Annotated in this window: 24 protein-coding genes; 13 read left to right on the forward strand and 11 right to left on the reverse strand. The window is 64.6% G+C overall.

Annotated elements, in window-relative coordinates:
- Positions 1 to 129 precede the first annotated feature (129 nt).
- Positions 130 to 402, reverse strand: a complete 273-nt coding sequence (locus WHZ77_RS32145) for a hypothetical protein (protein ID WP_375311600.1) — start codon at positions 400 to 402, stop codon at positions 130 to 132.
- Positions 403 to 654: 252 nt separating this feature from the next.
- On the opposite strand from WHZ77_RS32145, the gene WHZ77_RS32150 reads away from it, so the two are divergent.
- Complete coding sequence (locus WHZ77_RS32150) at positions 655 to 1,029, forward strand: hypothetical protein (RefSeq protein ID WP_375311601.1); 375 nt, start codon at positions 655 to 657, stop codon at positions 1,027 to 1,029.
- Between the two features lie 82 nt (positions 1,030 to 1,111).
- Positions 1,112 to 1,342 (forward strand): hypothetical protein, encoded by a 231-nt coding sequence (locus WHZ77_RS32155; protein WP_375311602.1) that lies wholly within the window; start codon positions 1,112 to 1,114, stop codon positions 1,340 to 1,342.
- A 216-nt stretch (positions 1,343 to 1,558) separates the two neighbouring features.
- On the opposite strand, the gene WHZ77_RS32160 is transcribed toward WHZ77_RS32155, so the two are convergent.
- Both WHZ77_RS32160 and WHZ77_RS32165 read right to left on the reverse strand, forming a co-directional pair.
- Positions 1,559 to 1,684, reverse strand: coding sequence for a hypothetical protein (locus WHZ77_RS32160; RefSeq protein ID WP_014439102.1), 126 nt, complete (start codon positions 1,682 to 1,684; stop codon positions 1,559 to 1,561).
- Positions 1,685 to 1,794: 110 nt separating this feature from the next.
- On the reverse strand, positions 1,795 to 1,971 hold the full coding sequence (locus WHZ77_RS32165; protein ID WP_375311603.1) for a hypothetical protein: 177 nt from the start codon (positions 1,969 to 1,971) through the stop codon (positions 1,795 to 1,797).
- A 129-nt stretch (positions 1,972 to 2,100) separates the two neighbouring features.
- Between WHZ77_RS32165 and WHZ77_RS32170 the strand changes: the two genes are divergently transcribed.
- From WHZ77_RS32170 to WHZ77_RS32180, 3 genes are all read left to right on the forward strand, one after another.
- A complete protein-coding gene (locus tag WHZ77_RS32170; RefSeq protein WP_158324540.1) occupies positions 2,101 to 2,238 on the forward strand; it encodes a hypothetical protein in 138 nt (45 codons plus the stop codon).
- A 133-nt stretch (positions 2,239 to 2,371) separates the two neighbouring features.
- Positions 2,372 to 3,502 (forward strand): lactonase family protein, encoded by a 1,131-nt coding sequence (locus WHZ77_RS32175; RefSeq protein ID WP_375314862.1) that lies wholly within the window; start codon positions 2,372 to 2,374, stop codon positions 3,500 to 3,502.
- 279 nt (positions 3,503 to 3,781) lie between these two features.
- Positions 3,782 to 4,666 (forward strand): efflux RND transporter periplasmic adaptor subunit, encoded by an 885-nt coding sequence (locus WHZ77_RS32180; protein ID WP_375311604.1) that lies wholly within the window; start codon positions 3,782 to 3,784, stop codon positions 4,664 to 4,666.
- 111 nt (positions 4,667 to 4,777) lie between these two features.
- Here WHZ77_RS32180 and WHZ77_RS32185 read toward each other — a convergent pair whose 3' ends face one another.
- Entirely contained in the window at positions 4,778 to 5,626 is an 849-nt protein-coding gene (locus tag WHZ77_RS32185) for a caspase domain-containing protein (protein ID WP_375311605.1), read from the reverse strand.
- Between the two features lie 424 nt (positions 5,627 to 6,050).
- Between WHZ77_RS32185 and WHZ77_RS32190 the strand changes: the two genes are divergently transcribed.
- The 3 genes from WHZ77_RS32190 (at position 6,051) to WHZ77_RS32200 (ending at position 10,106) form a co-directional block, all read left to right on the forward strand.
- The gene (locus tag WHZ77_RS32190; RefSeq protein WP_375311606.1) at positions 6,051 to 7,781 is read left to right on the forward strand and encodes a hypothetical protein; all 1,731 of its coding nucleotides are present in this window, start codon (positions 6,051 to 6,053) and stop codon (positions 7,779 to 7,781) included.
- Positions 7,782 to 8,072: 291 nt separating this feature from the next.
- Positions 8,073 to 8,813: a thermonuclease family protein gene (locus WHZ77_RS32195; protein ID WP_375311607.1), complete on the forward strand. Its 741-nt coding sequence runs from the start codon at positions 8,073 to 8,075 to the stop codon at positions 8,811 to 8,813.
- Positions 8,814 to 8,918: 105 nt separating this feature from the next.
- Complete coding sequence (locus WHZ77_RS32200; protein ID WP_375311608.1) at positions 8,919 to 10,106, forward strand: pyridoxal-phosphate-dependent aminotransferase family protein; 1,188 nt, start codon at positions 8,919 to 8,921, stop codon at positions 10,104 to 10,106.
- Positions 10,107 to 10,303: 197 nt separating this feature from the next.
- On the opposite strand, the gene WHZ77_RS32205 is transcribed toward WHZ77_RS32200, so the two are convergent.
- Together WHZ77_RS32205 and WHZ77_RS32210 are read right to left on the reverse strand one after the other, a co-directional pair.
- Positions 10,304 to 11,413, reverse strand: a complete 1,110-nt coding sequence (locus WHZ77_RS32205) for a hypothetical protein (protein ID WP_375311609.1) — start codon at positions 11,411 to 11,413, stop codon at positions 10,304 to 10,306.
- Positions 11,413 to 12,849 (reverse strand): MBOAT family O-acyltransferase, encoded by a 1,437-nt coding sequence (locus WHZ77_RS32210; RefSeq protein WP_375311610.1) that lies wholly within the window; start codon positions 12,847 to 12,849, stop codon positions 11,413 to 11,415. The genes WHZ77_RS32205 and WHZ77_RS32210 overlap by 1 nt, the downstream gene beginning before the upstream one ends.
- Positions 12,850 to 13,053: 204 nt before the next feature.
- On the opposite strand from WHZ77_RS32210, the gene WHZ77_RS32215 reads away from it, so the two are divergent.
- Positions 13,054 to 15,153 carry a S9 family peptidase gene (locus WHZ77_RS32215; RefSeq protein ID WP_375311611.1) on the forward strand — a complete coding sequence of 700 codons (2,100 nt, stop codon included), beginning with the start codon at positions 13,054 to 13,056 and terminating at the stop codon, positions 15,151 to 15,153.
- A gap of 16 nt (positions 15,154 to 15,169) precedes the next feature.
- On the forward strand, positions 15,170 to 15,730 hold the full coding sequence (locus WHZ77_RS32220) for a flavin reductase family protein (protein WP_375311612.1): 561 nt from the start codon (positions 15,170 to 15,172) through the stop codon (positions 15,728 to 15,730).
- A 21-nt stretch (positions 15,731 to 15,751) separates the two neighbouring features.
- On the opposite strand, the gene WHZ77_RS32225 is transcribed toward WHZ77_RS32220, so the two are convergent.
- From WHZ77_RS32225 to WHZ77_RS32245, 5 genes are all read right to left on the reverse strand, one after another.
- Positions 15,752 to 16,471, reverse strand: a complete 720-nt coding sequence (locus tag WHZ77_RS32225; RefSeq protein WP_375311613.1) for a ribonuclease activity regulator RraA — start codon at positions 16,469 to 16,471, stop codon at positions 15,752 to 15,754.
- A gap of 122 nt (positions 16,472 to 16,593) precedes the next feature.
- Positions 16,594 to 18,336: an L-arabinonate dehydratase gene (gene araD, locus WHZ77_RS32230; protein WP_375311614.1), complete on the reverse strand. Its 1,743-nt coding sequence runs from the start codon at positions 18,334 to 18,336 to the stop codon at positions 16,594 to 16,596.
- Positions 18,333 to 19,196 carry an ABC transporter permease gene (locus tag WHZ77_RS32235; RefSeq protein WP_375311615.1) on the reverse strand — a complete coding sequence of 288 codons (864 nt, stop codon included), beginning with the start codon at positions 19,194 to 19,196 and terminating at the stop codon, positions 18,333 to 18,335. Before WHZ77_RS32235 ends, araD begins: the two co-directional genes overlap by 4 nt.
- Before the next feature lie 11 nt (positions 19,197 to 19,207).
- Positions 19,208 to 19,969, reverse strand: coding sequence for an ABC transporter ATP-binding protein (locus WHZ77_RS32240; protein ID WP_375311616.1), 762 nt, complete (start codon positions 19,967 to 19,969; stop codon positions 19,208 to 19,210).
- Entirely contained in the window at positions 19,969 to 20,985 is a 1,017-nt protein-coding gene (locus tag WHZ77_RS32245) for an ABC transporter substrate-binding protein (RefSeq protein WP_375311617.1), read from the reverse strand. Before WHZ77_RS32245 ends, WHZ77_RS32240 begins: the two co-directional genes overlap by 1 nt.
- A 94-nt stretch (positions 20,986 to 21,079) precedes the next feature.
- Here WHZ77_RS32245 and WHZ77_RS32250 point away from each other — a divergent pair, with 94 nt between their 5' ends.
- The 3 genes from WHZ77_RS32250 (at position 21,080) to WHZ77_RS32260 (ending at position 25,804) form a co-directional block, all read left to right on the forward strand.
- On the forward strand, positions 21,080 to 21,781 hold the full coding sequence (locus tag WHZ77_RS32250) for a GntR family transcriptional regulator (RefSeq protein ID WP_375311618.1): 702 nt from the start codon (positions 21,080 to 21,082) through the stop codon (positions 21,779 to 21,781).
- A 185-nt stretch (positions 21,782 to 21,966) separates the two neighbouring features.
- Positions 21,967 to 22,233 carry a hypothetical protein gene (locus WHZ77_RS32255; RefSeq protein WP_375311619.1) on the forward strand — a complete coding sequence of 89 codons (267 nt, stop codon included), beginning with the start codon at positions 21,967 to 21,969 and terminating at the stop codon, positions 22,231 to 22,233.
- A 70-nt stretch (positions 22,234 to 22,303) separates the two neighbouring features.
- A complete protein-coding gene (locus tag WHZ77_RS32260) occupies positions 22,304 to 25,804 on the forward strand; it encodes a PAS domain S-box protein (RefSeq protein WP_375311620.1) in 3,501 nt (1,166 codons plus the stop codon).
- Positions 25,805 to 25,822: the final 18 nt, after the last annotated feature.

Consider the following 25,822-nt stretch of genomic DNA (forward strand, 5'->3'; position numbering starts at 1 on the left):
GACGCGATGCGCGAACGATCAAAGGACACGTGAACCTCTCTGGTTTCGCGGATTCTCCATCAAATCGGCCGTGTGCGGATGATTTAGATCAAGAGAGCCGGCGCGCCTTCGAGACGCGTGTAGCGGCGGCTACCAGGCGATCGGGGTGAATTTCAACCCGCGTTCGACGATTTCCTCGCGAAGCCGCTCGGCTCGCTCCCTGGCGGCGGTACCGACCAGGCGATATTTGTCTCCGAGTGCCCTATCGGCGTCAACCTGACGGCGGATGCCGTCGTAGAGACGCAGGACGCCCTCATCGCTGAGATGCTCGAAACTCCTGACGGGGGCCTGGGCGGGTCTGGCCGAGGAGTCTGTGCGCAGGCCTGAAAGAATATCCTCGATCGATTTCTTGTCGTCCATCATTCAATTGAATCTGTTGTCGTATCCAGGCGGTGCCGCCCCGCGTTCAGGGATATTTACATCTTTTTCCCGACAACGACCGGGATATCAATAAAGTTCCCATTTGGCCGGGAAGGTCAGCACTATTCACTGCCCTCAACATGATCGTTCGGAACGATTGCATGTTTTTCCCGTTAGGACCGCGTCCTGCTTCATGGGACGCGATCGCGGGTGTTCATGCCTATCGTCAAATATCTCGTCTTCGTCGGCGGACTATTGCTGTCGCTGCTGTTCGCCGCCGATCATTTTCTTCCGCCTGCTGTAGAGCCGATTTCGGCCGCCGAGGTGGACAGAAGCATCATCCGGATCAACTCGACCCGCCCTGTCCCTGAAAAGATCGTGTTCGACGTCTCGCATCGTCCACCCCTCCCTGCGGCTTCCGTGACCGCCGACATCGCGCACGACGAGCAGCCGCCGCGTGAAGCGCTTGCGATGATGACGCAGGACCACGCGACCGAGACGCAGCCGATACGCGCCGTCACCGAACATGTCACCAAGCCACGGCACGCCCGCCGCTCCTCTCGATCCGCCCGCGGCGCATCGGAGCGGCGTTTGGCTTCCGAACACCGCGAATTCTTTGGCCGCTGGTGAGACCGAAATTCGAATACGTGGGGACCCGGCCCCGCGTGCCCGATGTGACCCGGGATCAGAAGAGCAGCAGGAGAGAACGACCATGAGACTTTTGGGACTGGCCGCAACGGCGGTCGTGATGGCGACGATCGGACTGTCATCGCCGGCTTCGGCACGGTTGGGAATCGCCCCCTTGAACGACACGCAGAGCGACGCGGTGATCCAGGTCCGGGGCGGCCATGGCCACGGTCACGGCCATGGCGGCTGGCACCGCAATCGCGGCCATCATTATGGCTGGTACCGGGGACGTGGCAACTGGCGTCATCACCACTAGCCGAAACTGGCCTATCGCGGACTTCCGGCCAAAGACCGATCGCTTCCAAGCGGTCGGGGATCGGCGCGGCATCGCGCCGCTGCTAAAATGTCACGTCACCCCGGCGGGGACGAGGCCCGGAAACGGAGGCGAATCCAAACCGGACCTCGGACCGTGACCTCACCGCGAAGGCGAGGCCAGCGATCGGTCAGCTAACGTCTCAGGAGGCCTCGAAGTTCACATCAGCCGCTGCTTTGCGGCACGCACTTCGGCGAATTCGGAGTCGGGATGGCTGACGATGGTGGCGACCATGATGCCGCTGATAATCAGCGACCAGGCGGTGTTCCAATAAATCCAAAACATCTACCAGCCTCCGTTCGATCTCCACCGCCCGCGGGATCAAGGTAACGGCAAGGCAAGGCTGCCGTTCCCGGCGCGATTGCGGCACGACGTGGTGCGGGCGAAGCGCGGCGCTATTTTTTGTTGGTCGGCGGTAACGTGCGATCGGTTTGACCGGTGTGGCGCTTTGCCACGACGTCTCCATCCCGCGCGCCTTCGCGCGGGCGCGGCGGGGGTTTGGGCTGGCCGGCCTGGCCGCCATGCTTGCCGCCCATGTCTGGCTTGCCTTCGAGATCGTTGTCACGGGACATGCGGGGTCAATGCGCCGGCGCGGCAATTGTTCGCATCGGTTGCGCTGTTTTCGGCTGTGAACGAGTTCATAGGGTCGCCACTATTTGCAGCGCACGATAGCGCGAGCTTTCACCGACGGATTTGGCTTGATGCGGGACCGACTCGTCGCCTGGACCATCCTGACCTCGGCCCTGGTCGCGGTGGCCGTGTGGACAGTGCTCGGACCGCCTGACCACCCGACCGGTCCGCGTCCGCCCTCCCGCGACTTGACCGCAGCGGTGCGCTAGCACTCGCGACCGATACGATTTCGGTATCGATCGATCCTCTTTGGAATTTGGTGCGGCGGCACGCCTGCAGTTATCCTCCCCGGCAAAATAACAAGCCCGCACCGGCTCGAGGAGGACGCCCATGTTCAGATCCATGTTCAGACCGGCACGCCGCACCGCATCACGCGCTGCGATCGTCACCGCCCTCGCTTTCCTTGCCCTCGTACCTGGAGTCCGCGCCGGCATGGCCGACACCTTCGCCTATGTCGGCAACGCCGACAGCAACGACATCAGCGTGTTCAAGATGGCCGAGAGCGGCGAGATGACGCCGGTGCAGACCGCCGCCTTCACCGGCGTCGAGAAGCCCGGGTCCTCGACGCCGCTCGCGATCACGCCCGACCGCCGCGTGCTGGTTGCCGGCGTCCGATCTCAGCCCTTTCTCGCGGTGAGCTTTGCGATCGATCCCAGGACGGGCCAGCTCAGCCACATCGGCAACGGGCCGCTCGCCGACAGCATGGCCAATATCGCACTCGATCGCGGCGGCAAATTCCTGTTCAGCGCCTCCTATGGCGGCAACAAGGTCGCGCTCAATCCGCTGCAGGCCAACGGCGTCGTGGGCGAGCCGAAGCAGGTGATCCCGACCGGACTCAACGCGCACGCCTTCCTGCCCTCGCCCGACAACCGCTTCGTGTTCGCGACCAATCTCGGCTCCGACCAGGTGCTGGCCTTCGCCCTCGACGCGACAGCCGGCACGCTGACGCCGAACGATCCGCCTGTTATCAAGCTGCCGGAGAAATCCGGGCCGCGGCACTTCGTGTTCCATCCCAATGGCAAGTTCGTCTATCTCATCCACGAGCTGAACGGCGACGTCGCGGCATTTGCCTATGATGCCAAAAGCGGCGCCTGGGACGAGATCCAGCGCAGCACCGCGCTGCCGGAAGGCTTCAATGGAAAAGAGTCCGGTAAAAAGCCCTGGGCCGCCGACATCCACATCACGCCGGACGGCCACTTCCTCTATGCCTCCGAGCGCACCACCAACACGCTGACCGGCTACAAGGTCGACGGGACAAGCGGCAAGCTGACCTTGATCGGCAGCGTTCCGACGGAGAAGCAGCCGCGCGGCTTCCACATCGATCCCTCCGGGCGCTATCTCGCCGCGGTCGGCGAGATGTCGGACAGCATGACGGTCTATGCCATCGACCAGAGCAGCGGCGCACTGGCCAGGCTGAAATCCTATCCGACCGGCAAGAAGCCGAACTGGGTGGAGTTCTTGAGCCTGCCGTGAGGGGGCACAGTCCCTCCGCGTCGTCATGGCCGGGCTTGTCCCGGCCGTCCACGCGGTTCGGCATAAATGGAGCCAAAGACGTGGATGCCCGGGTCAAGCCCGGGCATGACGGGTTTGCTGGGCGGCACCGCCAGCGAACCTCTCGGCCTTGGCGGCGACTAATTCAACAGGTGGCATCGCGCCGCCTGCTGCTGCGGCATTCTCATCCGGCCGGACCATGGCCCGCCGCGGTCGCTTCTGCTAACGATGAGGCCGTCAAGGCCCCAACCGGAATGACCGATGCGTCCATTGCCTGCGCGTTCCTTTTCCCGACATCTCGTTGCTCTCACCGGGCTGCTGCTGTCCGCCCAGCCCGTGCTCGCCGCCGATGACGACGCGCCCAAGGGGCCGGCGGTCACGGTGCTGAAGGTCGCAAAATCCTGCTTCTCGGACATCGTCGAGGCGACCGGCACGATCATCGCGCGCGAGGAGACTTCGGTGCGGCCCGAGCGTCCGGGCCTGAAGGTCACGGACTTGCTGGCGGAAGCCGGCGACACCACCACGGCCGGCCAGGTGCTGGCGCGGCTGGCGCTGCCGGAAGGCGGCTCGCTTCAGGTCACCGCCCCCGTGGCGGGTGTGATCGCGACATCGACCGCGCAGATCGGCAACCTCGCCTCGGCCAAGGGCGAAGCGCTGTTCACGATCGTGGCGCGCAGCGAATACGATCTGGTCGGCCTGGTGGCGACCACCGATATCAGGAAGCTGGCGATCAATCAGCCGACGACCGTGCGCATTGCCGGTGCCGGCGACATCGACGGCAAGGTGCGCCGCATCGGGCCGACCGTCGAGCCCAACATCCAGCAGGGCCTGGTCTATATCGGCATCTCCTCGCAGAAGCGGCTGCTGCTGAATGCGAGCGGACGTGCGCTGATCAAGACCGGACAGAGCTGCAACGTCGCGGTGCCGCTGACCTCGGTGCAATATTCGACCGCCGGCACCGTGGTGCAGGTGATCCGCCGCAACCGCGTCGAGACCAAGCGCGTCGAGATCGGTTTGATGTCAGGCGGCAATATCGAGGTGCGGGAAGGCCTCAACGAAGGCGATATCGTCGTCGCCCGCGCCGGCGCGCTGCTCCGCGAAGGCGATCCGGTGCGCCCGGTGATGGCTGCGGAAGCGGCGAAGTAGCAAACGACTCCGTAGGGGGGCAAAGCGAAGCGTGCCCACCAATTCTGTTCGCGATTTTGGAAAGATGGTGGGCACGGCGCGTTGCGCCTTTGCCCGCCCTGCAATTTTCGACTAGCCGCCGGCTGCGTCGAAATGAACGTCTTCGAGCAGCGATGAGGAGACGGTCGGAACCTGGTCGCCTTCGGAGGCGCGGGAGATGGCGACGCGGGTCTTGTTGAAGACGCTTTCGGCGCTGCCCTGCGCATTGAGATTGCCGAGCAGCTCGCTGACCAGAACGCTGTGCTCGCCCTTGCCGTCGTCGGCGACCTTGCCGGGCGAGGCCGAGGTGAGGATCAGCGCGTTGTCGGACGCGCTGATCGGCGCGAGTCCGTGGCTGTAGGAGCGGAAGCGGCGCTCGTAAGGGTTACGGCGGGAGGCGTCGACGACGACGAGCTTGGCCTTGGCGCCCTGCTCCTTCATCATGTCGAGCACGCCGTCGATGGAGACACCCTGGCGGCGGACATCGCTTTCCTTCCAGATCACGGCATCGACCGGCAGCATGTAGCTCTGGCGGCCGGCCTGCACGCCGAAGCCGCCGAAGAACAGCATGACGACGGTGTCGCGCTTGATCCGGGACTTCAGGCGGTTGACGGCACGGACCATGTCGTCCCTGGTCGCGTCTTCCACCATGTCGACGTCAAAGCCGTTCTTGCGCAGCGACGAGGACAGCGCGCGGGCGTCGTTGATCGACTGCGTCAGCGGCGCGCCGGCGTCGGGATAATGTCCATTGCCGATGACGAGGGCGAGGCGCGAAGCATGGCCGATCGAGCCGGTGACTTGGTCGGTCGTAACAGCCTTGGCGGCATCGAGCGCGCGCATGTTGAGGGCAGCATGGGCGCCGATCACGAGCGAGACCGTCCCGATGAGGGCTGCGGCCACCGCGATCGTGCGTCGGGAAATGTCGAGCTGCCTTACATTCATCTCGCTTCATTCCTGTCAGTGCCAAAGACCAGCCAAGCGCGCGCACACAGTTTAAGTAGCGCGATAGCGTCTTCAGGTTTGAGGGATTGGCCGGGGGTGTGCCCCCGAATTGCGCGCAATTTGCGGCGCCGCACCAAACAAACCCTTAACCGGATATCGCCTTCCCGGCAATAGATTGCCCAAAATTTGAGTTAAGCCACTGAATATATTAATTAATTCAGCGAACATAATTTGCGCATTTTCCCGATCCCCGTAGCCTTCCGGGGGTCAAATATGCAGCCCTCGTGCCGGGTTTTGCCGTGAGATCCCTCACATTTGTATTTCCTGCGAATCCGGGTAGCCTTTTCAAAGACTTGCAGGGGGTGGCACGCAGGTGGGAGCGTGCCGGCCGGCCCCCGGCCGAGGCCCCGCGACCAGGTATTTCATGAGCTTTCATTATTTTGCCGGCGCCGCCTGCCGGGCGCTGCTGGCGCCGAAGGACGGCCCCTCTCTTTATGACGTCTGCGATCCCGTATTGTCTGCGACCACCAGCGGCGATCCGCATCTGGCCAAGTTCTACAAGACCGCGCTCGGCAATCCCGCACTGCGGGTGCTGCTGCGACGTGCCGGCCTGCCCGAGCTGCGTGACGAGGCGAAGCTCGGCAAACTGCGCGCGGCGCTCGCGCACGCCCGCGACGAGGCCGAGCCCGACTGGGCGGCGGTCGGCCAGCCCGTCGCCGATCTCGTCGACAGCATCGCGCTCGACCATCCGAAACCGCCCCCCGCAATGTTCACCGGCTTGGCGCCCCCGCTGGCGCAGATCGACGGCGTGATCCGCGACTGCGCGCAGCATCTGCTCGGCTCGTACCGCCGAAACGGCTTTCTGCCGACTTATGCCGCCTTCAATTTGATCGGCGACCCCGATTTTCGCGGGCGCGAGCTGACCATGGCGCTGACGGGGCTGAACGCGCGCGGCTACAAGAATTCCTCGCTGCTGTTCAACCTCGCCCGTGTCTTCATCGCGCGATCGCCGGCACGGGCCGTCATCAATCCGCCCTGGACCGGCATCGCCGAGCCGATGTGGGAGCCGGTGCAGATCCGGCACCGCTCGGCCTATTACGACGCGTTCTTCATCGAGGCGCTGTTGAGCTATGCCGAGACCGGCCTCGCCTCGCCGGCCGACAAGATCGCGGCAGAGCGCGCGATCGCCGACATGGTGGATTTCTGCGTCAACATCAGCCGCGAGGAGGTCGAGGGCCTGGACGGCGCGCGGTTCAACGTCATCACCGCACTGGCGCCGGCGCCGCATCCGCGCTTTTCGCGCTTCTTCGCGCAGATCAAGCAGGAGCTCGGCTTCGGCATCTATGTGCCGGATTGCGACACCACGGCGTGCTCGATCTCGGCGGCGACGCAGGCCGGCTGCACCGATCCGATCATCGACCAGCCGCTGCTGGATTTCTATTCGGGCTACCAGGTGCGCGCCGGCGTCAACGAGCCGCGCGTGACGGTCCCGATCAACGACAACATCGACTACGAGGGCGGGGTCGCGACCTGGATCGACAATCTCAAAGGCGAGCGGCCCTACGGCAACGATCTCGATCCGACGCTCAATCTCGACATTCTCGAAGTGAGCTTTCGTAACCTTGCGCGCTGGAAGATCCTGGAGACGCCGGCGCGACTGGCCACCGTGCATCGCATCATCGGTTTCCAGAAGCGGCTCGCCGCCAGCGGCGCCTTCGCCAATCCGCGCTCGCACATCTATTATCTGCCGGAGCTCTACAGCGCCTATTTCGGCCGCTGCTATGCAGCCTTCCTGGCGCTGCCGCTGGCGGCGCAGGCCGCGATCGACCCCAACGGCGATTTCGACTTCATCCGCCACCGCGTGCTCTCCTACGTCAAGGGCGAGTTGATGGCCGCGGAGATGAACGTGTTCGACGCGGCGCTGGCGCTGATCGCGCTCGGCCATCTCGGCGCCGACCCGCGTGCGTTTGCGCCGGCGTTGAACGTGATCGTCGCCAGCCTCGGCGAAGGCGGCCGCCGCGGCCCGTTCCGCGCCTATGAATGGAACAAGATGAAGACGCCGACACGGATTCTGGTGGGCGGACCGGAGGTGACGTCGGCGTTCGTTCTGATGGGACTGGCGCTGGCAAAGCGGGCGATGGCGGGACGGGGGTAGGTGTCTGTTACCCTCCCCTGGAGGGGGAGGGTCGGCTCACATGAAGCGCAGCGAGATGTGAGACGGGGCGGGGTGACAGTCTCTCCGCATCGAACAGTGCCCGTGTGGAGAGGTCACCCTACCCCGCTCGCGCTGCGCGCGATCGACCCTCCCCCTCCAGGGGAGGGTAAGAAAGACGCGCTCCAATGACGGGAAGTTGAAAGCATAGTTGTTAGGCAGGCGCTGGCCGGGCGGACAAAAGCCGACCACAATTGCGGGCTCTATCGAGATTGTCTTCACACGCGGACCGGCATGTTGCGAAAATTCCTGATTGCGCTGTCATTGCTCGGCTTGTCCCAGCTCGCCTTGCCCTCGCAGGCTGAGGCCGCCGACATCTCCGGCACGGCCAAGGTGCGTTCCGGCGATGCCGTCGTGATCGGCAACACACGCGTCCGGCTCGGCGGCATCGACGCGCCGCAGGTCGACCAGCTCTGCCTCAACACCAAGAGCGAGCGCTGGACCTGCGGCATCGCCGCCCGCGACGAGCTCGCCAAATATGCCGAAGGCAAGAACTGGCTCTGCCATGCCCGCGCGATCGACCGGCGCGGCCGCACCGTGGCGCGCTGCGAGGTCGGCGGCGAGGATATCCAGAAATGGCTGGTGCGCAGCGGCTGGGCCTTGTCCTACACCCGCGTCTCGCATGATTACGACGCCGACGAGGCCGCCGCGCGTGAGGCAAAAGCCGGCATGTGGCAGGGGGCTTTCATTGCGCCCTGGGACTGGCGCGTGCGCAACAAGAAGACGACGATATTAGGCGCGACCAAGCCGCCGGACGGGGCGCATGCGGTGCTGCTCGCCTCGGCCTCGGGGCCGGTCGCGCCCTCGCCGGACTGCACCATCAAGGGCAACGTCAACAGCGCCGGCGAGTGCATTTTTCACCAGCCGACCAGCCGCTGGTACACTCAGATCAAGATGCGGATCAGCAAGGGCACCCGCTGGTTCTGCTCGGTGGAAGAGGCGGAGGCCGCCGGCTGCCGCGAAACGAAGAGATAGAGCCCCAGACCTGCGTTTTGGGCGCTTTTCTTGCATCGCAGCGCCGCGTAAAAGCATGAATCAGCGACCCACCACCCTGTTCTCAAGCAACAAGGACTGACCGCAATGACCGTTCGCGCGGGCCGGGAATTTCTGGCCATCCCCGGGCCCACCACGATGCCCGACGCCGTGCTGCAGGCGATGCATCGTCCGGCGATCGACATCTACTCCAAACAGATGACCGATCTGACCGAGGGCCTGCTCCGCGACATCTCGGGCCTGTTTGCCACCAAGGGCAAGTCCTACATCTACATCGCCAACGGCCATGGCGCCTGGGAAGCCGCGCTGAGCAACGTGCTGTCGCGCGGCGACAAGGTGCTGGTGCTGGAAAGCGGGCGCTTCGCGATCGGCTGGGGCCATGCGGCAGCCCTGATGGGCGCCGAGGTCGAGGTGCTGAAGGGCGACTGGCGCCGCGCGGTGCGGCCGCACGAGGTCGAGGAGCGCCTGCGCCGCGACAAGGAGCACGCGATCAAGGCCGTCGTCGTCGTTCAGGTCGACACCGCGTCCGGCGTGCAGAACGACATCGAGGCGATCGGCAAGGCGATCAAGGCGAGCGACCATCCCGCTCTGTACATGGTCGACACCGTGGCCTCGCTCGGCTGCATGCCGTTCGAGATGGACAAATGGGGCGTCGACGTCGCGATGTCCGGTTCGCAGAAGGGCCTGATGACGCCGCCCGGCCTCGGCTTCGTTGCCGCCAATGCGCGCGCGCTCGAGGTGCAGAAGAAGGCCAATATGAGCACACCCTATTGGAGCTGGAGCGAGCGCGAGGGCAGCGAGCACTATCGCAAATATGCCGGCACCGCGCCGGTGCATCTGCTGTTCGCGCTGCGCCAGGCGATCGACCTGCTGCACGAGGAAGGGCTGGAGAACGCCTTCCGCCGCCACAGCCTGCTCGGCGAAGCCACGCGCCGCGCGGTCTCCGCATGGTCGGAAGGCCAGGTGCTCGGCTTCAACATCGCGGAAGCCAGCGAACGCTCCAACACCGTGACCACGGTGACCATGAGCAACGGCTACGATCCGGCCGTGCTGCAGCGCTATTGCAAGGAGAAGTGCGGCGTCGTGCTCGGCACCGGCATCGGCGATCTCTCGGGCCAGGCTTTCCGCATCGCCCATATGGGCCATGTCAACGCACCGATGCTGCTCGGCACGCTCGGGGTGATCGAGGTCGGCCTGAACGCGCTGAAGATCCCGCACGGCAAGGGCGGGCTTGAGGCCGCGGTGGCGTATCTCGGTGAAGAGGTGGCGGCGTAGGCGCAAGCCAACGCTGTCGTCCCTGCCTAGTACGCAATTGCGCACGGGGAGCAGGGACCCATACCGCGTGATCTTTCGATGGAGCACGGCCGCAGTACCGAAAGCCGTTTCACTGCGAGTCATCACCAAACTTCTCCCTGGGGTTATGGATCCCGGATCTGCGCTTCGCTTGTCCGGGACGATAGCGGAGTGTTTGGCTAAGGCTGCGGCACCTGATACGCTTCCACTTGCGCCTTTAGCTCCTCCAACGACGCGAGCGGCTTCTTCGGATCGACCCGATATTCCCCACTCGCCAGCCACCCCAGCACCATCGCATCCACCACCGGCGAATGGTGGATGACGTCGCTGTAATTGCCGAGATCGTGCGTCACCGCCTTGATCGCGCGAAAGTCGTAGAGCCGGACGTTCGGAAGCTGCGACAGGCGCTGCGCGATGTGTGCGGTGAGATCGGTGACGATCTTCAGCGTCGCCGGCGAGGCATCGCGCATCGCGACGAATTGCAGGATCGAATAGGGCGGGAAGTAGATATCGAAGGTCACATCCGGATGGCGCGTGACGAGGCCTGCAACGTCACGCTCGAAATGCCGCACCATGGCCTCATAGCCATAGCCTTCGCCCAAGAAGCGGCTGCGGACGGGATCGGTGATATAGGCGAAGGCGGCAAGCGTCCTCTCCGCATTGTAGCCGCGCGCGACGTCGAAATTTCGCGGCAGCGCGTAGATGTCGTCGACGTCGGACAGCGCGAACTTGACGGGGAGATAAGGTGCAACTCGTGTCAGCGGGTCCCGTAGCGGCGGAATCGATCGCAGCAGTGCGAACAGGGATTCCTTCGCCATCGCGGCGCTGAACAGATAGGACGCGATGCCCTTCGGCGTCCTGCGATAGAGATCGACGGAGAGATACGGATCGGCCTCGATATCGGCCGCATCGATGAAGCTGAAATCGTCCATCGCCCAGATCACGCGCCGGGCGCCGCGGTCGATCGCCTGCTCCAGCACGAAGCCCTGCTGGCGCGAGTTGGAACCGGTCATCGCCAGCTTGAGCGAACGAACGCGGAGCGCGCGGTCGATGTCGCTCTGGCGGAAATGGATCGCGAGCGAGGTGCCCATGAAGGCAGTGTCGAACGATTGGCTGCGGATTAACCCGGCATTCTGCACGCGGGTGTCTTCGGAGTAACCGGCTGCGACGAGACGCGAGGGGCGGAACAGTTGCAGGGGATCGACCACGAACGTGAGCGCAGCCGCGCCCAGCACGCAGGCGATGCTCGCGAGGATGAGACGCTTCAGACTGGTGAAGGCGCTGCGCATCAAAACCGGAAGTAGATGAATTCGCTGTGGCTCTGGATGCCCAGAATCCCGAGCGCGAGCACCAGCGATGCGCCATAAAGGACCAGCGACCGCATTCGGCCTGCCCGCAAGGCCTGGCCGACCCGGCGATTGCCGTGATCATATTCCATGATCGTTTGCGTGTTCGGCGCCAGCCACACCAGCGCCGCGTAGATCGATATCATCACGAGTGCCGCGATCTCCTCGCGCCCGAACACGATAGTCGCGGGATCCGCCATGGCGTGGAGGATCCGCAGCGCCCAATCGACCCGCTCGGCGCGGAAGAACACCCAGGCGACGACGACGGCGAGGAAAGTCAGCACGGCGCCGGCGAAACGAACAGGCCGCGCAAGGATCGCCGGGACGTTCGGCACCAGCGCATTGAAGGCATGGTTGACGCAGAGATAGGCGCCGTGCAGCGCGCCCCAAATGACGAAAGTCCAGGCCGCGCCATGCCAGAGCCCGCCAAGCAGCATCGTGAGCAGCAGGTTGACATAACGCAGCACGCGGCCGCGGCGGTTGCCGCCGAGCGGGATGTAGAGATAGTCGCGCAAGAACTGCGACAAGGTCATGTGCCAGCGCCGCCAGAACTCGACGATGCTGGTCGCCTTGTAGGGCGAGTTGAAATTGACCGGCAGGAAGATGCCGAACATCAGCGAGATCCCGATCGCCATGTCGGAATAGCCGGAGAAGTCGAAATAGAGCTGGAACGTGTAGGCGAGCACGCCACACCAGGCCTGGTCGAAGCTCGGCGCGCGCGCGTCGAAGGCGAGCGCGACCAGCGGCTGGATGCCGTCGGCAAGGCAGGTCTTCTTGAACAGTCCGATGGCGAAGATGATGACCCCGCACAGGATCAGATGCGGGTCCGGATGCTTGGACTCCTCGCGCTCGAATTGCGGGATCATGTCCTTGTGGTGGAGGATCGGCCCGGCGATCAGATGCGGAAAATAGGTCACGAACAGCGCATAATGCGGCAGCGCATAGGCTGCGACCTGGCCGCGGTATGCGTCCACCAGGAACGCGATCTGGGTGAAGGTGTAGAAGGAGATGCCGACCGGCAGCAGGATGTGGACTGCGGCATGCGTGCCGAACAGCGCGTTGATGTTGTCGGTGGCAAAGCCGGCATATTTGAAGATGCCGAGCACGAGGAGATCGCCGACGACACCGAGCGCGAGCGCGGCCTTTCGCTGCGGCGGGGTGAGCTTCGCCACGATGAGGAGATGGCCGACGCCGTAGTTGAAGGCGATGGACAGCAGCAACAGGGCCACGAACTGCCAGCTGCCGATGGCGTAGAAGGCGAGCGAAGCCGCCGCCAGCCAGATCACCGGGGCCAGATTGCTGCGCCGCCCGAGCCAGAAATACCCGGCCAGCACGACCGGCAGGAACAGCAGGATGAACGGATAGGAATTGAACAGCATCAGGCTGGACCGGCGGCGGGATATCGTCCCTAAAGCATACCAGCGGGCGATCAACAACCCGGCGACTTGGCGCAGTCCCCGGCGCAGCCCCGCTGGCAATTGGTGGAATCAGGACGATATAAGGCAGGACAGACTTCTCCCTCGCCCCGCACGCGGGGAGAGGTGAAGAACGGCGCCGCGCGAATACGAGATGATGAGGACCGAGTGACCCAGACCAAGACACCTTCGAAGCCCCCCGTCGCCCCGCGCCGGCCGCATTCCTTTACGCGGCACGGGATCACGGTGACCGACGACTATGCCTGGCTGAAGGACGAGAAATGGCAGGAGGTGTTGCGCGAACCCAAGGTGCTCGATCCGGACATCCGAAAATATCTCGATGAAGAGAACGTCTACACCGAGAGTCTGCTCGGCCATACCGGAGCCCTCCAGAAGACTCTGGTGCGCGAGATGCGCGGGCGGATCAAGGAGGACGATTCCAGCGTGCCCTCGCCGGACGGGCCCTTCGCCTATTTCCGCAAGTTCCGTGAAGGCGGGCAGCACGAGCTGTTCGGCCGCATGCCGCGCGACGGCGGCGAGGGTCATATCGTGCTCGACGGCGACGCGCTGGCCAAGGACCACACCTATTTCAAGTTCGGCGGCAGCCGCCACTCCAACGATCACAAGCTGCAGGCCTGGAGCGCGGACACCAAGGGCTCCGAATATTTTTCGATCCGTGTCCGCGACTGGGCCACGGGCAAGGATCTCGACGACGTCGTCGAGGAGAGCGATGGCGGCGTGGTCTGGGCTGCGGATGCCAAGTCCTTCTTCTACGTGAAGCTCGACGACAATCACCGGCCGATGCAGGTGTGGCGGCACAAGCTCGGCACCAAGCAGGCCGATGACACGCTCGTCTACGAAGAGCAGGATGCCGGCTGGTTCACCCATCTGCACGAGAGCGCCAGCGGCCGCTTCTGCGTGATCGCCGGCGGCGACCACGAGACCTCGGAACAGCGGCTGATCGATCTCGCCCATCCCGAAGCGCCGCCGCGGCTGGTCGCGGCACGCGAGGAAGGCGTGCAATATTCGCTGGCCGACCGCGGCGACGAGCTCTTCATCCTCACCAATGCCGACGACGCCATCGACTTCAAGATCGTCACCGCGCCGCTCAGCCAGCCCGAGCGCGCGAACTGGCGCGACCTGATCCCGTATCGTCCGGGTATCTACATCATCGATCTCGATCTCTATGCCGGCCATCTGGTGCGGCTGGAGCGCGCCAATGCACTGCCGGGAATCGTGATCCGCGATCTCACGACCAGGGAAGAGCACGCCATCGCCTTCGACGAAGCGGCCTATTCGCTCGACACGATGGGCTCCTACGAATTCGAGACGACGAATTTGCGCTTCGCCTATTCGTCGATGACGACGCCGTCGGAAGTCTATGACTACGACATGGCCAAGCGCACACGCACCCTGCGCAAGCGCCAGGAGATTCCGTCCGGCCACAATGCGGCCGACTATGTCACCACGCGCATCATGGCGAAGGCGCATGACGGCGCCGAGGTGCCGGTGTCGATCCTCTATCGTCGCGGCCTCAAGCTCGACGGATCGGCGCCGCTGCTGCTCTACGGCTACGGCTCCTACGGCATGGCGATGCCGGCCTCGTTCAATGCCAACCGCCTGTCGCTGGTCGATCGCGGCTTCGTCTACGCCATCGCCCATATCCGCGGCGGCGCCGACAAGGGCTGGGGCTGGTATCTCGACGGCAAGCGCGAGAAGAAGACCAACAGCTTCGACGACTTCTCGGCCAGCGCCCGCGCACTGATCGACGCGAAGTACACCAGCGCAAAGCGCATCGTTGGGCATGGCGGCTCGGCCGGCGGCATGTTGATGGGCGCGGTGGCGAACCGCGCCGGCGAGCTGTTCGCGGGCATCGTCGCCGAGGTGCCTTTCGTCGACGTGCTCAACACCATGCTCGACGACACGCTGCCGCTGACGCCGCCGGAATGGCCGGAATGGGGCAACCCGATCGAGAGCGAGAAGGATTTTCGCACCATCCTGTCCTACTCGCCTTACGACAACGTCGCCGCCAAGGAGTATCCGGCTATCCTGGCGATGGGCGGCTTGACCGATCCGCGCGTCACCTATTGGGAGCCGGCCAAGTGGATCGCCCGCCTGCGCGCCACGATGAGCGGCGGCGGTCCGGTTCTCCTGCGCACCAACATGGGCGCCGGGCACGGCGGCGCGTCGGGGCGCTTCGACCGGCTCGATGAGGTCGCGATCGTCTACGCGTTCGCGCTGTGGGCGGCGGGAATGGCGCAGGCGTAGATTCGCAGGAGTGAGCATGCGGCGTTACATTAAGCGGGATTTTCCGACCTCGAACGTCCGCCGCCTGCTCGAGCCGGGGCCCATCGTCCTTGTGAGCTCGGCCCACAAGAACGAGACCAACATCATGACGATGGGCTGGCACATGATGATGGAATTCTCGCCGGCGCTGGTGTCCTGCATCATCTCGAGCGCGAACCACAGTTTCGATCTGATCCGCAGCAGCCGCCAATGCGTGATCAACATCCCGACCGCCGACCTCGCAACGACGGTCGTGAAAATCGGCAACAGCTCCGGGCGCGATATCGACAAGTTCGGCGAATTCGGCCTGACGCCCAAGCCGGGCACGCATGTCCGGGCGCCGCTGATCGACGAGTGCTATGCCAGCTTCGAATGCCAGCTTGCCGACGCCAGCCAGGTGAAAAAGTACAACATGTTCGTCTTCGAGGTGGTCAAGGCGCACGTGGCGACGGCGCCGAAGCTGCCAAAGACCATCCACTATCGCGGCGACGGCGAGTTCATGATCTCCGGCGCCGAGACACGCAAGTACAGGAAGCTGTTCCGGCCCGGGATGCTGTGATCGCTCCGCGGCCGGCGCCTGCTACCGACCGTTCTTCGTCCGCCATTCCGCAAAGTCGGTGAGCGTCTGCGGATCGGTGGCCGGATAGAGACCGAAGATGCCGCGACCCTTGCCGACTTCCTCGGTGACGAAATCCTCGAACGCGGTCATCTCGAAGGTCTCGTTGGCGATCTCGTCGGCCAGATGCGCAGGGATCACGATGACGCCGTCGGCATCGCCGAGGATGACATCGCCGGGGAACACCGGCGCGTCACCGCAGCCGACCGGCACGTTGATCTCGATCGCCTGATGCAGCGTCAGGTTGGTCGGCGCCGAGGGGCGATGGTGGTAGGCGGGGATGCCGAGTTTTGCGATCTCGGCGGAATCGCGAAAGCCGCCGTCGGTGACGACGCCGGCAACCCCGCGCTTCATCAACCGCGTCACCAGGATTGCGCCGGCCGAAGCCGCGCGCGCGTCCTTGCGGCTGTCCATCACCAGCACCGAACCGGGCGGGCAATCCTCGATCGCCTTGCGCTGCGGATGCGAGCGGTCCTTGAAGACATCGATGGTGTTGAGATCCTCGCGCGCCGGCATGTAGCGCAGCGTGAAGGCCTCTCCGACCATGGTCGGCTGGTCCGCGCCCACGGGGTGCACATCCTGGATCATCTGGATGCGCAGGCCGCGCTTGAACAGCGCGGTGGCGACGGTGGCGGTGGAGACTGATTTGAGCTTGGTGCGGGTGGCTTCGGACAGTTTGGTCATGGGACACTCTCTCTTGTCATTCCGGGGCGCGCGTAGCGCGAACCCGGAATCCATGGGGCGGCACAGACTGCTGCACGATGGATTCCGGGCTCATCGCTTCGCGATGCCCCGGAATGACGGGGTTAGTAAATCGACGGCTCGCCGATCGGCGCGCCGAAATCGGTCTCGAGGAAGTCGAAGTCGCAGCCTTCATTGGCCTGCTTGATGTGCTTGGTGAACATCCAGCCATAGCCGCGCTCGAAGCGGCGCTCGGGCTGCTTCCAGGCGGCGCGGCGCTTGTCGAGCTCGGCTTCTGATACGTCGAGGTTGATGGTGCGCGCGGCGACATCGAGCGTGATGCGGTCGCCGTTCCGCACCAGCGCCAGCGGACCGCCGATGTAGGACTCGGGCGAGACGTGCAAAATACATGCGCCGTAGCTGGTGCCGCTCATGCGCGCATCCGAGAGGCGCACCATGTCGCGCACGCCCTGCTTCACGAGCTTGGTCGGGATCGGCAGCATGCCCCATTCCGGCATGCCCGGCCCGCCCTGCGGCCCCGCATTGCGCAGGATCAGGATGTGGTCTTCGGTGACGTCCAGATCGGGATCGTCCACCGCCTTCTTCATCGAGGGATAGTCGTCGAACACCAGCGCAGGACCGGTGTGCTTGAGGAAGCGCGGCGCGCAGGCGGAGGGCTTGATGACGCAGCCGTCGGGCGCGAGGTTGCCCTTGAGCACGGCGAGCGCGCCTTCCTTGTAGATGGGATTGTCGACCGAGCGGATCACGTCGCCGTTGTGGACCTCGGCGCCCTCGATGTTCTCGCCAACAGTCTTGCCGGTCACCGTGACGCAACCGAGATGCAGATGTTGCTTGATCTGGCCCATCAGCGCCGGCAAGCCGCCGGCGTAGAAGAAGTCCTCCATCAGATAGGCATCGCCGCTCGGCCGCACGTTGGCAATGACAGGCACCTTGCGGCTCGCAATCTCGAAATCGTCGAGGCCGATGTCCTGGCCGGCGCGGCGGGCCTGCGCGATCAGATGGATGATCGCGTTGGTCGAGCAGCCCATCGCCATCGCCACCGCAATGGCATTTTCGAAGGCTTCGCGGGTCTGGATCGTCCTGGGCGTCAGGTCCTCCCACACCATCTCGACGATGCGGCGGCCGCATTCGCTGGCCATGCGGATGTGGTTGGCATCGGCGGCCGGAATCGAGGAGGCGCCGGGCAAGGTCATGCCGATCGCTTCCGCGATCGCCGTCATGGTCGAGGCCGTGCCCATGGTCATGCAGGTGCCGTAGCTACGGGCAATGCCGGCTTCGATATCGAGCCAGTCCTTTTCAGAAATTTTTCCTGCGCGCCGCTCGTCCCAGTATTTCCAGCCGTCCGAGCCGGAGCCGAGCGTCTTGCCCTTCCAGTTGCCGCGCAGCATGGGACCTGCCGGCAGGTAGATCGCCGGGATGTTCATCGAGGTGGCACCCAGCAGCAGCGCCGGCGTGGTCTTGTCGCAGCCGCCCATCAGCACCACGCCATCGACGGGATGGCTGCGTAGCAGCTCCTCGGCGTCCATCGCCAGCAGATTGCGATAGAGCATGGTGGTCGGCTTCAGCAGCGATTCCGACAGCGACAGTGCCGGCAATTCGAGCGGCAGGCCGCCCGCCATCAGGATGCCCCGCTTGACGTCGTCGACGCGCGACTTGAAGTGCATGTGGCAGGGCTGCGCATCCGACCAGGTGTTGAGGATCGCGATGATCGGGCGGTCCTTCCATTCCTCGGGGGCATAGCCCATCTGCATGGCGCGGGAGCGGTGGCCGAACGAGCGGAGATCGTCGGGCGCGAACCAGCGGGCGCTGCGGAGCTGGTCGGGTGTCTTCTTCTTGGTCTTGGTCATGATTGGGTGCCCCATTTCTGCACGGTGTTCCGCTCGATGGCGCGGAAGATCAGGTTCTCGACAAAGAGCCCGATGATAATTACCGTCAAGAGGCCTGCGAAGACCGCAGGTATGTCGAGCAGGTTGCGGTTTTCGAAGATGAACCACCCGAGCCCGCCCTGCCCCGAGGACACGCCGAACACCAGCTCGGCTGCGATCAGCGTGCGCCAGGCAAAGGCCCAGCCGATCTTCAGGCCGGTAAGGATCGAGCCGAAGGCGGCGGGGATCAGGATTTTCGCCACATAGGGCAATCCGCGCAGGCCGTAGTTGCGGCCGACCATGCGCAGCGTGTTGGACACGCTCTTGAAGCCGGAATGGGTGTTGAGCGCGACCGGCCACAGCACCGAATGGATCAACACGAAGACCAGGCTGCCATTGCCGAGACCGAACCAGATCAGGGCTAGCGGCAGCAGCGCGATCGCCGGCAACGGGTTGAACATCGCCGTGACCGTCTCCAGGAAGTCTGTCCCGATGCGGGTCGAGATCGCAAGCACGGTGAAGATGGCGGCGAGCACGATGCCGGCCGAATAGCCCATGAACAGGACCTTGAGCGAGGCCCAGGCTCGCATCGGGATCGAGCCGTCCCTGACGCGGTCCCAGAGCGTGACGATCGTGTCGTGCAGCGTCGGAAACAGCAGGGGATTGTCGAGAGTGACGCCGTAGGCCTCCCAGACCGCGGCGAGAAACAGGATGATGACGGTCTTGCGGACGAAACCGTCATTCCACAGCATTTCAGGCACGCTCAGCTTGCGCTCGACCTCGCCTGCGCCGCTCGCGGTCGCAACCGGCGCGTCACGCAGCAATATTCTTGCTTCGCCCATGAGAGGCTCCTTCAATGCGCCGTGGCTTCGGCAGCGAACAGAAGATCGTGGATCTCCTTCTCCAGCCGGCCGGCGCTGCCATCGTCGCTGGAGACCTTGTCGACGTCGACCACCTCGGCCTTGACGCGGCCGGGATGCGGCGACAGCAGCAGGATGCGGTTGCCTATGCGGATCGCCTCCGCAATCGAATGGGTCACGAACAGAACGGTGAACCGGGTCTCGCTCCAGAGCTGGAGCAGCTCGTCCTGGCAGGTCCGGCGCGTCAGCGCGTCGAGCGCCGCGAACGGCTCGTCCATCAGGAGAATGTCCGGCTCCATCGCCATGCCGCGCGCGATCGCAACCCGCTGCTTCATCCCGCCGGACAGCGTGTGCGGATAGGCATCGACGACACGGGTGAGGCCGACCTTCTCGATATAGGCCCGCGCCCGCGCCTCGGCCTCCTTGCGCGACAGCTTTCGCGCGGTCAGCAGCGGAAACATCACGTTCGCAAGCACGCTCTTCCAGGGCAGCAGCTGGTCGAACTCCTGGAAGATCATCATGCGGTCGGCGCCGGGACCACGGATCTCGCGGTCGTTGATGCTCATGCGGCCCTCGCTCGGCGTCATGTAACCGCCGACGGCCTTGAGCAAAGTCGACTTGCCGCAGCCGGAGGGCCCGAGCAGCACGAAGCGATCGGACTTGTCGACAGTGAAGCTCACCCTTTCGGTGGCGGTGACGACCGCGCTGGAGGTCTTGTAGCGCAGCGTTACCCCGCTCACGTCGAGCAGCGCCATCAGTTGCCTTTCAGATCGTGCGCGACGGGGAGATAATAATCGGTCCAGGCCTTGGGTTGGTTCTTCAGCGTGCCGGTCTTGAACAGGTGCGCCGCGAACTTCATCGTGCCCTGCGGCTCGAGATTCCACTCCATCATGCCGGGCTCCTTGAGGAGATCGAGCAGCTCTTCCACGGAAGTCTTGTCGCCGGTGATCTCCTTGTAGATCTCGACGGCCTGCCTGGTGTCGCTACGGATCAGATCCTGCGCTTCCCTGGTCGCGTCGCGCACGGCCTGGATGATCTTCGGATTGGCATCGGCGAATTTCGTCGTGGTGAAGAACTGCGCCTGGCTGAGCGGGCCGCCCATCACGTCGGGCGATGACAGCACGACGTGCGCGCCCGGCACGTTCTTCAGCTCCAGGAAGGTGAACGGCGGAATCGAGAAATGGGTGTGCACCTCGTGCTTGGGATTGGCGAGCGCCGCATAGGCGTCGGGATGACCGAGCTGCACGGTGTTGGTATCGAGCTTCGCCCATTGATCGGCGCCGAAGGCCTCGGCCGCCGCGATCTGAAGCACGATCGCCTGGGTCGAGACTTTCACCGTCGGGACCGCGATCTTGTCGCTCGGGCCGAAATCCCTGATCGACTTGATGTTGGCATCGCGGCTGATCAGCGTCATCGGCTGCGCCGAGGTCGCGACGACGCCCTTCACCCCGCCGCGGGTTCGATCCCACAGCAGCAGCAGATTGCCGGTGCCGGTGTTGAGGATGTCGACGCCGCCGGCCAGCAGCGCATCGGTCTGCGCCCCGCCGCCCGAGAAGGTGACCCATTTGGTGGTGACACCTGGCACACCGAGAGCGGCCGCATGCTTCTCGATAAGCTTCTGCTTTTCCATGATGTGGCTCGGCATGTAGAAAATGCCGGGCTGGCGCGACAGCGAGATCTCAGACTTCTGCTGCGCATGTGCCGCGGATAATGTGGCGGCCGCGGCGATCAGGGCGGCAACCGCAAGCCTGCTACGAAGATACTTGATCATTGTTGTGTGTTTCCTCCGGCCAGCGTCGCGCCGCGTTGACCCCGGTGATGCACTAATATATTAGCGTATCGAAGGCAAGCCCGCGGGACCCGACATGGAAGCAACCCATACCGCGCCTCGCGCGGCCCGGCTCGATCGTGCCCGTCAGGCCGCGCCGCAGGTGTTCGAGCGCCTGCGCAATGCGATCATCGCCCTGGAGCTGCCGCCGGGCGCGCCGCTGTCACGCGCCGAACTCGCCGGGCAGTTTGGCGTCAGCTTGACGCCGGTGCGCGATGCGCTGATGCGGCTCGAGGAGGAAGGCCTGGTCGACGTCTTTCCGCAGCACGCGACCGTGGTCAGCCGGATCGACATCAGCCGCGCCGAGCAGGCGCACTTCCTGCGCCAGGCGCTGGAGCTGGAGATCGTGCGTCTGCTCGCGGGCAACTGCGACGCCGCGCTGGTGGCCCGTCTGGATCACGCCATCGTACTGCAGCAACAATTTGCCAAGGCCGGTGACTTCGAGGCGTTCATGGCCGGCGACAATGATTTCCATGCCCAGCTCTACGCCGCCGCTGGCAAGCAGGAGCTTTGGACGCTGGTGCGCAGCCGCAGCGGACATATCGACCGGCTTCGCCGGCTGCATCTGCCCTCGCCCGGCAAGGCCCAGAACATCGTCCGCCATCACAAGCTGATCGCAAGCGCGATCGAGGCCGGAGACGCCGATGCGGCGCAGCAGCATCTGCGCAAGCACCTGTCAGGCACGCTCAGCGAGCTCGACAGGATCCGAAGCCATCATCCGGAGTACCTGACCGACTAGGTCCGCCCGGAACCCCATGTGCACGTAAACATGCATATGAGCGCCGCCGTCGGAATCGCGCGAAGCGAACGCTGCATCGGCCGCGAAGTGCTTGCAGGATGGGCACAATCCGCGCAACAATTTCTCATTTGAAACTTTGATTTGGTCGGCGGGAACATCTCCGTTCGACCCGGAGGATTTTAGACGTGGCCAACATCCTGATCGTGGATGACGACCCGGCCGTGCAGCTGACGATCCGGCTGATCCTGGAGAGGGCCGGTCATCACCTCAGCATCGCCGGCGATGGCCGCACGGGACTGGTAGACTTCCTGAAGATGGCGACCAAGCTCGACGCGGTGGCCAGCCGGCAAAAGCCGTTTCGGCCCGACGCGTTGCTTGCAGCTGTCGACAGCTGCCTCGGATCGGCGCAATCGTCGTCCCCGCCGCAACCCAATGCCGGCTGCGGCTGCTGATGGCTGAAAGCTCCATGTTACAGCGCGGCAGAGACTTCCAGACTGTTCTCGACGCGGCGCAAAGGCCGACATGACCCTCGCAACCCGACTGGCCATCGCAATGATCCTGCTGGTCGCGGTTGCGGTCGCTGCCGTCGGATGGCTGAGCCATTACAGCCTGGAGCGAGCTTTCCTGCCGCGCGTGCTCGAACGCATCGAGAGCCAATCACAGCTGCTCGCCTCCCAACTCGAAGCCCAGACCGCCGGCGCGCATGCCGACATCGTGACATTCCGCGCCCATGCCGCCGTGCGTGGCATGATCGATGCCCATTTCAACGGCGGCGTCGATCCGATCGATCGCCTCTCGGAAAAGACCTGGCGCGAGCGGCTGCTGACGCGCCTCCTGGCCGACGTCGGGGCCCATCCGGCCTACGCAAAGTTCCGCGTGATCGGCGCTGACGGCCACGAATATCTGCGCGTCGACCGATCGGGACCGGGCGGATCGGTGCGCATCGTTCCCGACGAGGCTCTGCAGAGCAAGGACGATCGCTTCTTCTTCCAGGACGCAATCAAACTGTCCGAGGACCAGATCTACGTCTCTCCGGTCGATCTCAACGTCGACGACGGCGTCATTCAGATGCCGCATGTTCCGACATTGCGCGTCGCGGGACCGCTGTTCGGGCCCGATCACCGGCTGTTCGGCATCGTCGTCGTCAATATCGACATGCGCCAGGTGTTCGATCGCATTCGCATATCGGTCCGGCGGGGCGAGTCGGTCTATGTCGTCGGCCGCAACGGCGATTACCTCGTACATCCGGATCGTACCCGCGAGTTCGGTTCGCAACTGGGGACACCGACGCGCTGGCAGGACGACTTCCCCTATTTTGCTGCGACCACCGGATCGACCCTGACTGCTACGCAGGTCGTGCCAGGCAGCGACGGCAGGCCGAGCGGGACCGCGATCGCGCCCGCGATCCTGGCCGAGGGGCAGTGGGCCGCCATCATCCGCGTCGTGCCTAACGCCGTCTTCATGGCGCCTGCCGTCATCATCGAACGAACCACCATCACGATCGGCCTCATCGCGGTGATGGTCGCTGCCGTGCTTGCCATGCTGCTGGCGCGGTCGCTGACCCGGCCGATCGGACGGCTCACGACCGCGGTCGAGGCGATCGGGCGCGGCCAGCCCGCGAACATCCCGATCGACGCCTCGGGCGAGACCGGCATGCTGGCGCGGGCCTTTGCCCGTATGGTCGAGGAGACCAAGGCGAAGACATCGGCATTGGAGCACGAGGTCGAAGAGCGGCGGCGCACCGAGGCCGCACGCGACCAGCTTGCCGTCCGCGAGCGCCTGTTCAGCGCGGCGGTCGAGTCCTCCGACGATTCGATCGTCATGCAGACGCTCGATGGCATCATCATCGGCTGGAACGGAGCGGCCGAGCGGCTCTATGGCTATTCGGCCGAGGAAGCGGTCGGACAACCGACCTCGATCATCCTGCCGGCCGAGCGCCGCGAGGAGGGCAAGGACTACATTGGCCGGATTTCGCGGGGCGAGCGGATCGAGCACTTCGAGACCATGCGTTTGCACCGGGACGGCAGTCCGGTCGAAATCTCGGTCAGCCTCTCACCGATCAGGGGGGCCTCGGGCGAGATCATCGGCGCGTCCGGCTCTGCGCGCCGCCTCACCGACGCGCGGCGGACCGAACGGGCCTTGCAGCAGCAGCTCGAGGAGCGGCGGCAGCTGTTCGACGCCTCGCAGGATCTCATCATGATCATGAACTCGCGGGGCCATATCGTGCAGATCAGTCCGAGCAGCGAGACCATTCTCGGCTACCGGCCAGACGAGATGATCGGCCGCAGCGGCGCCGATTTCATCCATCCTGCCCATCTCGAGCAGTCCCGCGAGGAAATGCGCGAGCTCCGGCACGGCGGCTCTCCCAAGCTCGCGGACACCCGCTGCTTCCACAAGGACGGACACGAAGTCTGGCTATCATGGCTCGGCAACTGGTCGGATCAGGCCCGGCGCTTCTTCTTCGTCGGGCGCGACATGACCGAAGCGAGGCTCGCGGAGGAGTCCTTGCGTGAGAGCGAGCATCTCGCCCGCAACATCGTCGAGACCGCACTCGACGCCTTCGTCCAGACCGACGACCGCAGCACCATCCTGAGCTGGAGCTCGCGGGCCGAAGAGCTGTTCGGCTGGCGCCGCGACGAGGTGCTGGGCAGAAACGCGATTGATCTCATCGTCGCCGAGGCTGAGCGTGAAAGGGTCACGACCGGCCTCGCGCGGTTCCTCGAGTCCGGGGAGGGCCAGACACTCAATCGCCGCCGCGAGCTCATGTGCCGCCGCCGCGACGGCAAGGACTTCAAGGCCGAGCTGAGCGTCACCGCGCTGCGGCGCCGCGAAGGCGTCCTGTTCAACGTGTTTTACCGCGACCTGACCGACAAGATCGCGTCCGAGGAGCGCATCCGCCACGCCGAGAAGATGGAGGCGGTCGGCCAGCTCACCGGCGGCGTGGCGCATGACTTCAACAACATTCTCACCGTCATCACCGGGACGATCGAGATCTTGAGCGACGCGGTGGCGAAGGAGCCGGAGCTTGCGGCGATCACGAAGATGATCGACGAGGCCGCCGGGCGCGGCGCAGAGCTGACCCAGCACCTGCTCGCCTTCGCGCGCAAGCAACCACTCCAGCCGCGCGAGATCGACATCAATTCGCTGATCATCGACACCGCGAAGCTGCTGCGGCCGACTCTGGGCGAGCAGATCCACATCGAATCGGTGTTCGAGGACGAAAGCGTCGTCGCGATCGTCGATCCCAACCAGCTTACCACCGCGCTGCTCAATCTCGCGCTCAATGCCCGCGACGCCATGCCCGGAGGTGGCAAGCTGATCGTGGAGACTGGCGCCGCCTATCTCGACGAGGCCTATGCCAGCGTCAACGACGTCCGGCCCGGCCACTATGTCCTGATCGCCGTGAGCGACACCGGCACCGGCATTCCCGCCAACATCCTGGCCAGGGTGTTCGATCCCTTCTTCACCTCGAAGGGACCAGGCAAGGGCACCGGGCTCGGGCTCTCGATGGTCTACGGCTTCATCAAGCAGTCCGCGGGCCACATCAAGATCTACAGCGAGGAGGGCCACGGCACCACGATCAAGATGTACCTGCCGCCGGGCAAGACGCCTACGGCTGTGGGCGAAGGCGTGACCCAGGCGGCGGTCGAGGGTGGACACGAGACCATCCTCGTGGTCGAGGACGATCGACTGGTCCGCGAGTACGTGCTGGCTCAGCTGGAGTCGCTCGGCTACGTCACCTTGCAGGCCGCGAATGCCGCAGAAGCGCTCGCGATCGTCGCGAGCGGAGAGCCGTTCGACCTCCTGTTCACCGACGTCATCATGCCCGGCAAGATGAACGGACGGCAGCTGGCCGACGAAGTCTTGAAGACGCGCCCCGATCTCAGGGTGGTCTTCACGTCCGGCTATACCGAGAACGCGATCATCCATCACGGCCGGCTCGATTTGGGCGTGCTGCTGCTCGCGAAGCCGTATCGCAAATCGGATCTGGCGCGGATCATCCGCAAGGCGCTGCAGGGGTGATGCGCAGTAGCCCGGACA

The sequence above is a fragment of the Bradyrhizobium sp. A5 genome, from assembly GCF_042076515.1.
Classification (GTDB): domain Bacteria; phylum Pseudomonadota; class Alphaproteobacteria; order Rhizobiales; family Xanthobacteraceae; genus Bradyrhizobium; species Bradyrhizobium cosmicum.